The sequence below is a fragment of the Serratia proteamaculans genome (assembly GCF_946227095.1).
Taxonomy (GTDB): Bacteria; Pseudomonadota; Gammaproteobacteria; order Enterobacterales; family Enterobacteriaceae; genus Serratia; species Serratia proteamaculans_E.
The window spans coordinates 444,758-460,147 of sequence record NZ_CAMISV010000001.1 but is presented as its reverse complement, the minus strand read 5'-3'; the positions used below and the strand labels follow the sequence as shown (position 1 = coordinate 460,147).

12 protein-coding genes are annotated in these 15,390 nt (G+C 49.6%); 10 read left to right on the top strand and 2 right to left on the bottom strand.

The window, feature by feature from the left end:
• Nucleotides 1-128 precede the first annotated feature (128 nt).
• Nucleotides 129-1,241 carry an iron-sulfur cluster carrier protein ApbC gene (apbC, locus tag OC597_RS02270; protein WP_262207240.1) on the top strand — a complete coding sequence of 371 codons (1,113 nt, stop codon included), beginning with the start codon at nucleotides 129-131 and terminating at the stop codon, nucleotides 1,239-1,241.
• Nucleotides 1,242-1,289: 48 nt separating this feature from the next.
• Here apbC and OC597_RS02265 read toward each other — a convergent pair whose 3' ends face one another.
• On the bottom strand, nucleotides 1,290-1,919 hold the full coding sequence (locus tag OC597_RS02265; protein ID WP_262207534.1) for a phosphatase PAP2 family protein: 630 nt from the start codon (nucleotides 1,917-1,919) through the stop codon (nucleotides 1,290-1,292).
• 245 nt (nucleotides 1,920-2,164) lie between these two features.
• Between OC597_RS02265 and udk the strand changes: the two genes are divergently transcribed.
• The 4 genes from udk to dcuC all read left to right on the top strand — a co-directional run bounded on the left by udk (nucleotide 2,165) and on the right by dcuC (nucleotide 6,941).
• The gene (gene udk / locus OC597_RS02260; protein WP_012006009.1) at nucleotides 2,165-2,806 is read left to right on the top strand and encodes a uridine kinase; all 642 of its coding nucleotides are present in this window, start codon (nucleotides 2,165-2,167) and stop codon (nucleotides 2,804-2,806) included.
• A 126-nt stretch (nucleotides 2,807-2,932) separates the two neighbouring features.
• Nucleotides 2,933-3,514, top strand: coding sequence for a dCTP deaminase (gene dcd / locus OC597_RS02255; RefSeq protein ID WP_085115942.1), 582 nt, complete (start codon nucleotides 2,933-2,935; stop codon nucleotides 3,512-3,514).
• Between the two features lie 43 nt (nucleotides 3,515-3,557).
• A complete protein-coding gene (asmA, locus tag OC597_RS02250) occupies nucleotides 3,558-5,393 on the top strand; it encodes an outer membrane assembly protein AsmA (RefSeq protein ID WP_262207238.1) in 1,836 nt (611 codons plus the stop codon).
• 189 nt (nucleotides 5,394-5,582) lie between these two features.
• On the top strand, nucleotides 5,583-6,941 hold the full coding sequence (gene dcuC, locus OC597_RS02245; protein WP_261252274.1) for an anaerobic C4-dicarboxylate transporter DcuC: 1,359 nt from the start codon (nucleotides 5,583-5,585) through the stop codon (nucleotides 6,939-6,941).
• Between the two features lie 31 nt (nucleotides 6,942-6,972).
• Here the strand turns inward: dcuC and OC597_RS02240 are convergent, their stop codons facing one another.
• On the bottom strand, nucleotides 6,973-8,559 hold the full coding sequence (locus tag OC597_RS02240) for a TerC family protein (RefSeq protein ID WP_262207236.1): 1,587 nt from the start codon (nucleotides 8,557-8,559) through the stop codon (nucleotides 6,973-6,975).
• Between the two features lie 674 nt (nucleotides 8,560-9,233).
• Here OC597_RS02240 and galU point away from each other — a divergent pair.
• The 5 genes from galU (at nucleotide 9,234) to wzc (ending at nucleotide 15,300) form a co-directional block, all read left to right on the top strand.
• Entirely contained in the window at nucleotides 9,234-10,133 is a 900-nt protein-coding gene (gene galU / locus OC597_RS02235) for a UTP--glucose-1-phosphate uridylyltransferase GalU (RefSeq protein WP_261252318.1), read from the top strand.
• Nucleotides 10,134-10,177: 44 nt separating this feature from the next.
• The gene (locus tag OC597_RS02230) at nucleotides 10,178-11,071 is read left to right on the top strand and encodes a UTP--glucose-1-phosphate uridylyltransferase (protein ID WP_262207235.1); all 894 of its coding nucleotides are present in this window, start codon (nucleotides 10,178-10,180) and stop codon (nucleotides 11,069-11,071) included.
• A gap of 461 nt (nucleotides 11,072-11,532) precedes the next feature.
• Nucleotides 11,533-12,669: a polysaccharide export protein gene (locus OC597_RS02225; RefSeq protein ID WP_262207233.1), complete on the top strand. Its 1,137-nt coding sequence runs from the start codon at nucleotides 11,533-11,535 to the stop codon at nucleotides 12,667-12,669.
• Nucleotides 12,670-12,678: 9 nt separating this feature from the next.
• Nucleotides 12,679-13,113, top strand: a complete 435-nt coding sequence (locus OC597_RS02220) for an arsenate reductase/protein-tyrosine-phosphatase family protein (RefSeq protein WP_261422672.1) — start codon at nucleotides 12,679-12,681, stop codon at nucleotides 13,111-13,113.
• A gap of 12 nt (nucleotides 13,114-13,125) precedes the next feature.
• A complete protein-coding gene (gene wzc, locus OC597_RS02215; RefSeq protein WP_262207231.1) occupies nucleotides 13,126-15,300 on the top strand; it encodes a tyrosine-protein kinase Wzc in 2,175 nt (724 codons plus the stop codon).
• Nucleotides 15,301-15,390: the final 90 nt, after the last annotated feature.

Genomic DNA, 15,390 nt, shown 5'->3' with positions numbered 1-15,390 from the left:
GGGTCTTCGATGTTACCCGATCGCGTCCGCCACGGCTAGGGCGGTTTCTTTATACAGACATGCGCCGAGCGGCCCGCAGTTCTGATATGCTTAGCGGGAAGCTATCCATTCAAAATCAAGGAGCCGGGATGAGCACAAAATCCCCCGAGCAGACCAACCCCGAAGTTCTGCGTGCCCTGGTGACCGGTGTACTGGCCGCCTTTGAACACCCGACGTTAAAAAATAATCTGACCGCGCTGAAAGCGATCCACCATTGCGCGCTGTTGGATCATGTGTTGCACATTGAATTGACCATGCCATTCGCCTGGCAGAGTGGTTTTGAAGAGCTGAAAGATACCGTCAGCGCAGAATTGCTGCGCGTGACCGGCGCTGAGGCGATCGACTGGAAATTGAAGCATGACATTACCACCCTGAAACGGGCCAACGATCAGGCCGGTATTAAGGGGGTGCGTAATATTATCGCCATCAGTTCCGGCAAGGGCGGGGTGGGTAAATCCACCACGGCTGTTAACCTGGCGTTAGCGCTGGCTGCAGAGGGTGCCAAGGTTGGCATTTTGGACGCCGACATCTACGGTCCGTCGATCCCGAATATGCTGGGTACCGAGAATGAACGCCCAACCTCGCCGGACGGCCAGCACATGGCGCCGATCATGGCGCACGGTCTGGCGACCAATTCTATTGGCTATCTGGTGACCGACGATAACGCCATGGTGTGGCGTGGCCCCATGGCCAGTAAGGCGCTAATGCAACTGTTGCAGGACACGCTGTGGCCGGATCTGGACTATCTGGTGCTGGATATGCCGCCGGGCACCGGTGATATTCAATTGACGCTGTCGCAGAACATCCCGGTTACCGGGGCGTTGGTGGTCACTACGCCGCAGGATATCGCGTTGCTCGATGCCGCCAAGGGCATCGTGATGTTCGAAAAGGTTCACGTTCCGGTATTGGGCATAGTGGAAAACATGAGTGTGCACATTTGCAGTAACTGCGGTCACCATGAGCCTATTTTCGGCACCGGTGGGGCAGAGAAGCTGGTGAAGAAATACCACAGTCGCTTATTGGGGCAACTGCCGCTGCATATTTCACTGCGCGAGGATTTGGATCGCGGTGAGCCGACGGTGATAAGCCGCCCGGACAGCGAATTTTCTGAGCTGTATCGCCAGCTTGCCGGTCGCGTTGCCGCACAGATGTATTGGCAGGGGGAAGCTATTCCTACGGAAATCTCTTTCCGCGCGTTGTAATAGCCATTGGCTAAAAAACAAAACCCCGGACAAGTTCCGGGGTTTTGTTTATGGAGCAACGGGCAGCTTATGCAAATCCGCCCGGGTGTAGGGGCGTTCTATCTGCGCCAATACGGTGGCAATATGTTCTAACAGATCCTGTGTCGGTGCCGGTTGCCGAAAGCCCATCAAAACCATCGGCAGAGCTAATGCAACAACGATCTGCGGCGTGGAGAGATAAGGACGTGGTTTACCGCGCTGTAACCACAAGAACAGCGTACTGGCCAGGTAACCCAGAATCAATCCGCTAACCACTTCCGAAGGTGAATGCACCTGAATGGCCAGCCGCGATAACCCAATAGTCAGTGGCAAGACTAAACCGACAACCAACGCCATGCTGCGTACCGCATGCGAGAAGCGTCCGGTCAGTGTCCAGAGGAATACCGGCCAGATGCTGGCCGCCAGCGCCGAGTGTCCACTAAAACCGGTGAAGTCATAGCTTTCGATGCCAATACCCCATCCCATAAAGGCCAGTTTTGAGGCACAGACCACACCGCCGGTACAACCGAAGATCAGCGCCCATTGCCAACCGGCGGTTCGGGTGGCTCGCGACACGACTAATAGGACAAAAAGAATCAATGAGCAGGGTAGCAGCAACATGCTGTCGCCAAAAAATGTCAGAAAATACCAGTCCAGCACGTCGGTCTCCGGTGAAATATACATCCCAATTGTCAGGATTATCATCAAGCCACCGAGTTTACCCCGGCATGCCGCATTGCCCTAGACACAATCGTCTTAAAACCACGAAGCGCTGGTTATGGTGAAATAACCTGAGATAGCGGCCCGGCGGCGACAATATAGGCTGGCGCTATGGCCGCTAACTCCCTATAATTGTCGCGTTTTAGTTCCCCCCCTTCACACTACGAAATCAGGTCTTCAATTTTATGACTGACAAGCCGCATCAGTGCGTCATTATTGGTATAGCTGGCGCATCTGCCTCCGGAAAAAGCCTTATCGCCAGTACGTTATATCGTGAACTTCGCGATCAGGTTGGCGATGAACATATCGGCGTGATTCCTGAAGACAGTTACTACAAAGACCAGACTCACTTGACCATGGAAGAACGGGTCAAGACAAACTATGACCACCCGAGCGCCATGGACCACAACCTGCTGTTCCAGCATCTGCAAATGCTGAAATCAGGCAAGGCGATAGAGTTACCCTTGTACAGTTACACCGAGCACACGCGCAAGAAAGAGACCATTCACCTGGAACCGAAAAAGGTGATTATTCTTGAAGGGATCCTGCTATTGACGGATATCCGTCTGCGTCAGGAAATGAACTTCTCGATCTTTGTCGACACGCCACTGGACATTTGCCTGATGCGCCGCATGAAGCGCGATGTGAATGAGCGTGGTCGTTCTATGGACTCGGTGATGGCGCAATACCAAAAAACCGTCCGTCCGATGTTCCTGCAGTTTATCGATCCTTCCAAACAATACGCCGACATTATCGTCCCGCGCGGTGGCAAAAACCGCATTGCGATCGACATTCTGAAAGCCAAAATCAGCCAGTTCTTTGAATAATGCCCTTTAATGGCCGGAAAGTTGGTGTTTCCGGCCGGCGGGCAACTATTTACGCTGCGACGTAGACCTTTCGCCCGTTGTGTGGCAATTTTTGTTTTAGTGACACACCTTGATGGAGATGAATAAATGAGACTGTGCGACCGTGATATAGAAGCCTGGCTGGATTGTGAAAAACTGGTGATTTCACCGCGTCCGCCGATTGAGCGTATTAACGGGGCCACAGTGGATGTCCGTTTAGGCAATCAGTTCCGCGTGTTTCGTGGTCATACCGCTGCGTTTATCGATCTTAGTGGGCCAAAAGATGAAGTCAGCGCCGCGCTGGACCGCGTGATGAGTGATGAAATCGTCTTGCCGGAAGGGGAGGCCTTCTTCCTGCACCCGGGTGAACTGGCGCTGGCGGTCACGCTGGAGTCGGTCACGCTGCCAAACGATTTGGTCGGTTGGTTGGACGGTCGTTCTTCCCTCGCGCGCCTGGGCCTGATGGTTCACGTCACTGCGCACCGTATCGATCCTGGTTGGCAGGGCTGCATTGTTCTGGAGTTCTATAATTCAGGTAAGCTGCCGCTGGCATTGCGTCCGGGCATGCTGATCGGTGCACTGAGCTTTGAACCCCTGTCCGGGCCGGCAGCACGTCCTTACAACAGCCGTCAGGATGCAAAATACCGCGATCAGCAGGGCGCAGTCGCCAGCCGAATCGACAAGGACTAACAGCGCTGGAAGCACGGTCGGTGGGCGCTGACAAGAGGATGGCATGAGAAGATTTCTGACGACTTTGGTGATTTTACTGGTGGTGCTGGTGGCGGGTATGTCTGCGCTGGTACTGTTGGTCAATCCGAATGATTTTCGTGCCTACATGGTTACGAAGGTCGAACAAAAGAGTGGTTATCATCTGACGCTGGATGGCGATTTGCGTTGGCATATCTGGCCACAGCTCAGCATTTTGGCTGGCCGTATGACGCTGACCGCACCCGGGGCGAAAGCGCCAGTGGTGAGTGCGGATAATATGCGCCTTGATGTCAAGCTGCTGCCGTTGTTGTCACATCAGCTGTTTGTGAAACAGGTCATGCTGAAAAATGCCGTCATCCGGCTTACCCCCGACAGTGAAGAACAAAATCAACCCGACGCGCCTATCGCTCCCGCCGGTCACTCTGAAGAGTCGATAGATACGCCGTGGAAATTTGATATCGATAATCTGCGGGTGGTGGACAGCCTGTTGATTTGGCAACGCGCCAATAACGAGCAGATTAACGTTCGCGATATCAACCTCACCCTGCAGCAAAACGCTAAGCGCCAGGCACAAATGGAGCTTTCCAGCCGGGTGAACCGCAATCAGCGTGATCTGACGTTCAACATGGCCGCAGATATCGATCTGCAACAATATCCTCGACGCATTGCCGCTAATGTCACCCAATTCAGTTACCAACTGGAAGGTGCGGACATACTGGCCGGTGGTATTAAAGGCGACGGCAGTGCTCAGGTGGTGTATCAACAAACGCCGCAGCAAGTTGCATTTAGCCAACTGAGCCTGGGGGCTAATGACAGCACATTTTCCGGTGGTGTCAGCATCCAGTTCGGGGAGATACCGACCTATACTCTGAACCTGACTTCCGCTGCAGTGAATTTGGATGCATTTTCTGGCTGGCAGTCCAGCAGTTCACCAGTGCAGCAAGAACAGAACGTGGCCTCAGCGCCGGTCATAGCCAGCCAAATGGACGACCCACAGCAAAATCTGGAAGTGCTGCGAGACTTTAACGCGCAGCTCAATTTGAGCGTGGATCAACTGACTTATCGTGGCATGGATATCACCCATCTTTCGACCCAAGCGGACAACCGCCAGGGTCTGTTAACGCTGCACTCGCTTGCTGGGCAAGTAGCGGGCGGTGACTTCGCTTTGCCAGGCACCCTCGACGCGCGGGGTAAACGCCCGGTGATCGCCGTGCAGCCGGTGGTGAAACAGGTTGAACTTGGCTCCGTTCTGCAGGCGTTCGACATGCCGAAAATCATGACCGGTAAGTTCAGCATGCAAGGGGATTTAACCGGCGATCGCCTTACATCACAGTCTTTTGAGCGCCGCTGGCAGGGTACTGCCCAACTGGCGATGCAGGACGCACAACTTCAGGGGCTGAATATTCAGCAGTTGATTCAGCAGGCGGTGGCGCGCAATGACAGCAGCGTGCGCGGACAGGACGATTATCAGCGTTATACCGAAGTGAAACAGTTGTCGGCCAAAGCCAGTCTGAACCACGGCACGGTAAAAATCACCGAGCTGGGCGCCGATTCACCGCTGTTGAACCTGAGTGGCGGTGGCACGGTGGATATGCCGGGCAAACAATGCGATATGACACTGAACGTCCGGGTCACCGGTGGTTGGAAAGGGCGCGACGACTTGATACAAGAGTTGCAGAAAACGCCGATCCCGCTGCGGGTTTATGGCCCGTGGAACCAACTCAATTATCAATTGCAGGTTGATCAGATTTTACGTAAGACGCTGCAGAACCGGGCGAAGGATGCGCTGAACAAGTGGGCCGATAAAAACCAGGATTCGCGCGAAGGGCAGGATCTTAAAAAGCTGCTCGATAAACTTTAATTACGGATTGTGCGGGCCGTTCAGCGGCCCGTATGCTCTGTAAACCCCCAAGAGTATTTCCCAATAATTTCCTCCCGTAACTTTGACGGATATCATGACGTCTTCGGCAGACATTGTGCAGAGTGTGCGCAGTTAAGCGATTTATACGCTTTGGCACAGTCAAAAAAAATAATGATAAGTTGAGGGAATATGATAGAGCTTCTGATTGGGGCTGCCGTCGCGGCGGGCGTTGGCCGTTACATCATCAAGGGTTACTCCGCTACCGGCGTATTGATGGTAGGGGGGCTGTTGCTGTTGGCCATCAGCGCCCTGATGGGCAAAAGCCTGTTGCCTGCCAGCGCCGCGTCTACCGGATGGCGCGCGACCGACATCATCGAATACGTCAAAATTCTGCTGATGAGCCGTGGTGGCGATCTTGGCATGATGATTATGATGCTGTGCGGGTTTGCGGCTTACATGACGCACATTGGTGCCAATGATGTGGTGGTCAAGCTGGCCTCCCGCCCACTGCAGATGATTAACTCCCCGTACCTTCTGATGGTAGCGGCCTATTTTGTCGCCTGCCTGATGTCACTGGCGGTCTCCTCTGCCACCGGTCTGGGTGTACTGCTGATGGCGACACTATTCCCGTTGATGGTCAACGTTGGCATTAGCCGCGGTGCGGCGGCGGCAATCTGTGCTTCGCCTGCGGCGATTATTCTGGCACCGACATCGGGTGACGTGGTGCTGGCGGCCAAGGCCGCAGAAATGCCGTTGGTTGATTTTGCCTTTAAAACCACCTTGCCAATTTCGATTGCGGCGATTGTGTGCATGGCGGTTGCGCATTTCTTCTGGCAGCGCTACCTCGACAAGAAGGCCAACGAACAACATCACATTATGGATGTAAGTGAAATCACCACTCATGCCCCGGGCTTCTATGCCGTACTGCCTTTCACGCCAATTCTTGGGGTGCTGGTGTTTGATGGCAAATGGGGACCGGAACTGCATATCATCACCGTGTTGGTAGGCTGCATGTTGTTGGCGGCGGTGATTGAATTCCTGCGTAGTTTCAGCGCCAAACAGGTATTTAGCGGTCTGGAAGTTGCTTATCGCGGCATGGCGGACGCCTTTGCCAGCGTGGTGATGCTGTTGGTAGCCGCCGGCGTATTCGCCCAGGGGCTGAGCACCGTTGGTTTTATCAGCGGGCTGATCAGCCTGGCGCAGTCGTTTGGCACCGGCGGCATTATCATGATGTTGGTATTGGTGGTGATTACCATGTTGGCAGCAATGACTACCGGTTCAGGCAATGCGCCGTTCTATGCTTTCGTTGAGCTCATTCCTAAACTGGCGGCACAGATGGGGGTTAACCCCGCTTATTTGGTGATCCCAATGCTGCAGGCTTCAAACCTGGGGCGTACTTTGTCGCCGGTTTCTGGTGTGGTGGTTGCGGTGTCCGGCATGGCGAAAATCTCACCCTTTGAAGTGGTAAAACGCACTTCGGTACCGGTGATTGTTGGGTTGATCGTGGTGATTGTGGCGACGGAACTGCTGGTTCCTCAGCATTTGTAATGGCGGCCGGGCGATGATGCCCGGCCCCGGTTTAAACCTCGTAGTCTGGTTCTGGAACCAACAGCGGGGTGATTTTCACCTTCAAAATACGGTGGCTACTGACTTCTAGCGGTTCAAACAGGTAGTCACCGATCCGCAATTGTTCGCCTTCCTGAGGAATGCGTTGGCTGTGCTCCATCAGCAAGCCGGCCAACGTATGGTATTCACGTTTATCTTCCAGTGGTAACGGCAAGTACAGAACCAAATCTTCCAGCGGCATATAGCCGTTGGCTGTCCAGCTTCCGTCATCATTTTGCACGATGTCATGCCGGGCATCGATTTCCTCACCAGCTTCCGGCAGGTTGCCGGCGATGGTTTCCATCACATCGGTCAGCGTGACGATCCCTTCAACCGAGCCGAATTCGTCTACCACGAAGGCAAAATGCGTCTGCGCCTGACGAAATTGCTCCAGTGCACTTAACAGGGTTAACTGTTCGGGGAAAATCAGCGGCTGCAGCACCAACGCGCGTAAATCGAGAGGAGTCTGGGTCAACTGCTGTTTCAGAACGTCTATGGTATGGATGACACCGAGCGGTTCATCGCTGGCGCTGTTTTCTACCACTACAATGCGCGTATGTTGATTCCTTTCCAGCAATTGGGTCAGCTTTTCCTGCGGATCATTCAACTCGAGATATTCCACATCATGGCGAGAGGTCATGATGCTGCTCACCGTACGCTGCGCCATGCCCAACACGCGCTCTATCATATGGCGTTCCTGCTGGTTGAAAATCTCGCCGCTTTCATTGGTGCTATCGGCTAACAGGTTGGCGGAATGACTGTCTACCTCCGCTTCTTCATGTTTGCCACTCAGCATGCGTAGTACTGCCTCTGCCGTGCGCTCGCGCAGTGGTCGTACTGTTGACAGGAAACGACGGCGATTGAATTGCGACAGCTGGTTCAAAGCTTCAATCATCACTGAGAAACCAATGGCGGCGTACAGATAACCTTTCGGGATGTGGTAGCCAAAGCCTTCGGCAACCAGACTGAAACCGATCATCAACAGGAAACTAAGACACAGGATGACAATCGTAGGGTGGGCATTGACGAAGCGCGTCAGCGGCTTGCTGGCCAGCAACATCAACCCGATAGCAATACAAACCGCAAGCATCATTACTGCCAGGTGATCGACCATGCCGACGGCGGTGATCACCGAGTCGAGTGAAAAGACCGCATCCAGTACCACGATTTGCGCCACGACAGGCCAGAAACGGGCGCCTTTTCGCTGACCCTGCTGTTCTTCGTCTTTACCCTCCAGCCGCTCGTTGAGCTCCATGGTGGCTTTGAACAGCAGGAAGACCCCACCAATCAGCATAATAAGATCGCGGCCGCTGAAGGGGTGTCCACCGGCAGAAAACAGGGGCTGAGTGAGTGTCGCCAGCCATGAGATGGAGGCCAATAACGCCAGACGCATCAGCAACGCCAGCAATAACCCCACAATGCGAGCTTTATCTCTCTGATGTTTTGGAAGTTTCTCCGCCAGGATGGCGATAAAGATAAGGTTGTCTATACCCAGAACGATTTCCAGCACGACCAGAGTGGCCAGGCCGGCCCAAATTGTTGGATCTGCGATCCATTCCATACGCCCAATTTCACCTGTAAGTTCGACGGCTTATCCCGCAAGCGAATGATGGGTGCTGGGCCGGGAAAATTCAACTTTAAAACAGGGGGGATATTTGCGGCATGAAAAAACCAAGCAGAAATAATGCATAAAAAACCATCTCTGTAAGGAGAGCTCAGAATACGGGATTGCTTGGAATGGGGGACTTTCTGAAAAAGGAAGTCTATTGGCAGGACACGGGCATGACTGCCTGTTGGTAAAAAAAACGGAAATATAATTTTTAAAAATCAATCCGTTATAGATTAATACTGCTGCTACACTTTGTTTAGTCTGGTCCAATGGGTAGTCTTATTCTGAAAAGGGTACCCAATAGGTATCTTAGGCTTGTATCGATAACGCAATAGTATAAGAATCTTAGCCACATAAACATTTACAAGTATCATCGTTTGGTTATGAGGGTGTGTTTTTTTTGTTTTTTCTGTGATCTGACTATCGCTTAGCAAAAGAGTTGGGCCCTCAGTTTACATTCCAATGCGATTGGAACCTGCGGTCGCGGCTTCATAAAGAACGATGACAGTGCATTGGTAGCTGAAAGCCAGGGGCGGTAGCGTGCCTCAACCGGTTCACTCCGGTTTCGTAAGCTTCCCGCATAGGCTTAGTTCGGCTACGTCAAAATTATTATTGTGGATGAAAAAATGCAAAAGAGACTGAAGGCTGTAATTCCCGTAGCTGGCTTGGGAACTCGTATGTTGCCGGCTACAAAAGCCATTCCTAAAGAAATGTTGCCGGTGGTCGATAAACCACTGATTCAATACATTGTTAATGAATGTGTGGCAGCAGGGATTAAAGACATCGTTTTGGTGACACACTCCTCCAAAAATGCGATTGAGAACCACTTTGATACCTCTTTTGAGCTCGAGGCGGTGCTGGAATCACGCGTCAAGCGTCAGTTACTGGAAGAAGTGCAGAGCATCTGCCCCGCAGACGTAACGGTGATGCAAGTGCGACAGGGTCAGGCTAAAGGCTTGGGGCATGCCGTTTTGTGCGCCAAACCGATGGTCGGTGATGATCCTTTTGTGGTGCTCTTGCCAGACGTATTGTTGGATGACTCTACAGCCGATCTGCGTAAAGAGAACCTGGCCAAAATGATTCAGCGTTTCACCGATACTGGCTTTAGCCAGATTATGGTGGAACCGGTACCGGAACAAGACGTCTCGAAATATGGTGTTGTCGACTGTGGCGGTGCTGCGTTGTCTGCCGGTGAGAGCACCCCGATGACTGCAGTGGTGGAAAAGCCAACCCTCGAAGAGGCACCTTCAAATCTGGCAGTGGTTGGGCGTTATGTTTTGTCAGCTGATATTTGGCCGCTGTTGGAAAAAACCTTACCGGGTGCTGGTGATGAAATTCAGCTTACCGATGCCATTGCTGCCCTGATGGATCAGGAGACGGTAGAGGCCTTCCATATGAGCGGTAAGTCACATGACTGCGGTGACAAGCTGGGTTATATGAAGGCATTCGTACAGTATGGCCTGCGTCATGCCTCTGAAGGCGAAGACTTTACCCAGTGGCTAAAACAGACGCTAAACAGCAAGTAAGAGTTGCGGCTGAAAAGACGATCACAAGTAATAAGAGGATTATCATGACCAAGTTAAAAGCTGTCATTCCCGTTGCAGGCCTGGGTATGCGTATGCTGCCTGCAACCAAGGCTATTCCCAAGGAAATGTTGCCGATCGTAGATAGGCCGTTGATTCAATATATTGTCAATGAGTGCGTCGCTGCAGGAATCAAAGAGATCATCCTAGTGACGCATTCTTCGAAGAATGCGATCGAAAACCATTTTGATACTTCATTCGAGCTGGAAGCTATGCTTGAGGCACGTGTAAAGCGTCAGTTGCTGGATGAAGTTCAGTCAATCACGCCAAAAGGTGTGACACTGATGCATATACGTCAGGGACAACCAAAAGGTCTGGGGCATGCGGTGCTTTGTGCCAAGCCTTTGGTTGGTGATTCGCCGTTTGTGGTACTGTTGCCGGATGTCTTGCTCGACGACGCAAAAGCAGATCTGAAGAAAGACAACTTGCCACATATGATTGCTCGCTTTGAACAGACGGGTTTAAGTCAGGTGTTGGTTCAGGCTGCTGATGTGCATGTTTTGCACGACTACTCGGTGGTTGAATGCGAAACCAATAAACTGCAACCCGGTGAAAGTTCTCGTATGACTGCGATCATCGAAAAACCGGGTCGTGAGGTTCAGTTAAAATCCAATTATTCCGCGGTAGGGCGCTATGTTCTTTCTGCCGATATTTGGCCGATTTTGGAAAAAACAGAGCCAGGCGCGTGGGGGAGAATTCAGCTGACAGATGCCATTGCCGAGCTGTTGAAACACAAACCGGTTGAAGCGACAGAGTTGGTGGGAGAATCGTTCAACTGCGGCGAAAAAATGGGTTATCTGCGGGCGTTTGTTACTTATGGCTTGCGTCACCCTACGCAGGGAAAAGCGTTTCGCGAGTGGGCGGAAACACTGGTGTTCTAATCTATCTCAACCCTTTTGGGTTGTGGGCATAAAGTAGAGTTATGTTATTACGCTAGCAGCTTCATTTCATACAGAATATTTTTATATTAGTATCGGAATGCTTGTGGAATAATGCGATGTTCAAGTGATAATTTGTAACGATTATGCACCATAAGGCAACAATCTGAGATGCCAGTACGTTTTTGCCTCAACAGAAACCAACAACCATTGGCGCTATCTATAACGAAGCGCCTGTGGTGACAACAAGGCCGTGCTTTGCAATAAGCCATACTAACTCTTTTAATTTCAACAGTGGCTTAACGGTTCGATATTCTAGCTATCTGTGGAATATGTCTGTCTTGGCGTAGACGCCTAAATTCAGGTAAGTAACGGCGTAGTTCGGTAAGTTACAAATACGTAGCCAAGGCAGGCTGGCTTGGTAGCTTTGCGGATACATTTACTTTGAAAGTGATGATAACTCGATGGCAAAACGACAATTGAAAATGATACCGATATTGGTATCAATCAGTATTATTAGTGGTTGTACGGTTCTTCCCGGACAACATTTAAGCACGTCAGGAAAAAGTGTTGTAAAACAAGAAGATAGCGACTTTGACATTGACTCGCTGGTGAATGTCTATCCAGTTACTCCTAAATTAATCCAGAAGCTCCGCCCTGCCAAGGTTGTCGCGCAGCCCAATTCATCATTGGATGCCTCTCTGCGTACTTATGAATATCGCATCGGTGTTGGCGACGTCTTAAACGTAACTGTCTGGGATCACCCAGAGTTAACAACCCCTGCAGGCCAGTATCGTAGCGCAAGTGATACCGGGAACTGGGTACAATCTGACGGCACAATCTTTTATCCTTATATCGGCAAGGTGAAGGTTACCGGTAAAACGGCGAGTCAGGTACGTACCGAGATATCGAGTCGATTGGCCCAATATATTGAAAGTCCGCAGGTTGATGTCAACATTGCCGCTTTCCGCTCGCAGAAAACCTATGTGACTGGTGAAGTGAAAACCTCTGGTCAGCAACCTATCACTAACGTACCTCTTACCGTACTTGACGCAATCAATGTGGCTGGGGGACTCAGTGATAATGCAGATTGGCGAAATATTGTATTAACACATAATGGCAAAGAGCAACGTTTGTCGTTGCAAAAGCTGATGCAGAACGGAGATCTGACTCAGAACCGCCTGCTGTACCCTGGAGATATTCTTTACGTACCACGTAATGACGATTTAAAAGTATTCGTCATGGGAGAGGTTAAAGCACCAGCAACGCTGAAAATGGACAGAAGCGGGATGACCCTGACTGAGGCGTTGGGGAATAGTGAGGGGATTAGCCAAACTGCAGCCGATGCTACAGGCGTATTCGTTATCCGTCCTCTCCATGGCACTCAGGGAAATAAGTTGGCTGATATCTACCAACTTAATATGGCGGATGCCACTGCAATGGTCATGGGGGCCGAATTCCAGCTGCAACCTTATGATGTTGTTTATGTAACGGCGGCACCTATCGTGCGTTGGAATCGTTTGATCAGCCAATTGGCACCGACGATTTCCAGCTTTAATGACCTCACCGAAGGCACACTGCGTATTCGTAACTGGCCATAGGAATGAACGATGTTTGATTCAATATTGGTTGTTTGCGTTGGTAATATTTGCCGCTCCCCTACGGGGGAGCGCTTACTCCAACAATCGGTGCCTAACAAGCGAATTGCATCCGCCGGTATTAGCGCGCTTGTTGGAAAGGCTGCGGATGATACAGCAATCTCTGTAGCGAATGCGCACCACTTGTCTTTAGAAGGGCACGTTGGCACGCAACTAACGAAAGAGATGTGCCGGGATTATTCACTTATCCTGGTCATGGAAAAAGGACATATAGACGCAGTTTGTCGATTAGCTCCTGAGGTGAGAGGAAAAACAATGCTTTTTGGTCACTGGCTTGATCAACGAGAGATTCCCGACCCATACCGTAAAAGTGCTGAGGCATTTGAATTTGTATACCGTTTACTTACTGATTCAGCTCAGAAGTGGGCGCAAGCATTAAATCGCTAAACAGAGATGACAATGACTGAAAAAAATAGAGCTGTCTCTACTGCCAGCAAGGAAAATGAAGAGATTGACTTAGGGCGACTGGTAGGTACGTTAATTGACAATCGTTGGTTGATTATTGGTATTACCGCTTTGTTTGCCGTAATTGGTATTATTTATAGTCTGTTCGCAACGCCAATATATCAGGCGGACGCAACGGTACAAGTTGAGCAAAATGAAGGTAATTCTCTAGTAAATAACATTTCACAAATGCTGCCAAATTCGCAACCGGGCTCATCTACTGAAATTGAGTTAATAACTTCAAGAATGATTGTGGGCAAAACAGTTCAAGACTTAAACCTTGATACTGTAGTGAGTCAAAAATATTTTCCTATGTTCGGGCGAGGTTGGGCACGTTTGACCGGAGAGGCTCCAGGGCAAATTGCGGTGTCACGTGTCACGATCCCCGAAAGTATGATTGAGAAGCCACTAGAACTTACGGTCATTGATCAGAATAACTATTCAGTTGAATTTGATGGAACTGTGATAATTAAAGGAAAAGTGGGAGTATATTCTTCAGGAAATGGAGTATCTCTCTTGGTTAGTGAAGTTGTAGCTAAGCCAGGAACAGTTTTCGAAATTAGTAAATTATCTCAGTTAGCAGCTACGTTACAATTGCTCGATGAATTGACCGTTGCAGATAAAGGTAAAGATACTGGTGTTCTTTCCCTTACCCTTATGGGAGACGACCCAGCAAGAATTAAAAAAATAATTGATAGTATTAGCAATAATTATCTTGTGCAAAACGTAGAGCGTAAATCTGAGGAGGCAGCTAAAAGTTTGGCTTTCCTGAAGGATCAATTGCCTTTAGTTAGAGATTCATTGAATATCGCAGAAGATAAACTTAACAGTTTCCGTCAAAAAAATGACTCTGTAGATTTATCTCTAGAGGCTAAATCGGTATTGGATACCATTGTTGGTGTTGAAGCCCAACTCAACGAATCAACGTTTAAAGAAGCTGAAATTTCCAAGTTGTATACCAAAGAGCATCCTTCCTACCGTGCTCTACTTGAGCAGAGGGGTACACTTCAGAAAGAAAAAGATAAGTTAGATAAACGTATAAGTAAAATGCCGCAAACGCAGCAGGAAATTTTACGGCTGACGCGCGATGTAGATGCTGGTAAAGAGATTTACATGCAATTGCTTAACAAGCAGCAAGAGCTATCGATCACTAAAGCCAGTACCGTAGGTAACGTTCGAATTATCGATCCTGCAGTAACACAACCAAACCCGGTTAAGCCAAAGAAAAGTTTGATTGTTATTATTGTGACGTTATTAGGCGGCGCGATAGCGGTTGTTATCGTACTTGTTAGAAATATGCTCCATCGTGGCATTGAAAGCCCCGATCAGTTAGAAGAACAAGGTATTAATGTTTACGCAAGTATCCCGCTTTCTGAGTGGCAGCAGAAGAAAGATATAGAAACGATCCTTCGTAACAATAAAAAGAGTAATACTCGTTCGAAAACACTTCTTGCTGTAGGTAACCCGGCAGATCTTGCGATTGAAGCCGTAAGAAGTCTCCGTACAAGCTTGCACTTTGCGATGCTGGAATCAAAAAACAATGTCCTGATGATTTGTGGTGCGAGCCCAAATATCGGTAAAACATTCGTAAGTATTAACTTGGCCGCGGTTATTGCCCAAGCGGGTCAGCGTGTTTTGGTGATTGATGCTGATATGAGGAAAGGTTACTCTCATACACTTCTCAATACTAACTGGCAAAATGGTCTATCAGATATATTATCGCAGCAGGTTTCGAAAGAAGCAGCAGTCAGGAAAACAGAGATTGAGAATTTAGACTTTATCCCTCGAGGCACGATTCCACCGAATCCTTCCGAGTTATTAATGGGCGCACGCTTTAATGAACTGATTGAGTGGGCTGGGAAAAATTACGATATTGTAATGATAGATACACCGCCAATTCTTGCTGTTACTGATGCCGCTATTATTGGGCACAATGCAGGTACAAGCCTTATGATTGCCAGGTTTGCAGTTAATACGGTTAAAGAAATGGAAATTAGTATCCGCCGATTTAATCAGAATGGAATAGACATTAAAGGCGTAATACTTAATGCTGTTGAAAAACGTGCAAGCAGCTATTACGGTGATTATGGATATTATCAGTATGAATACCGCTCTAATGAGAAAAGTTAAATAGTAATAGTAAAGCAATATCATAATTGATATTGCTTTACTTTTTGCACGCATAAAAATAATACGGCCATATAAAGTTACACTATCTAA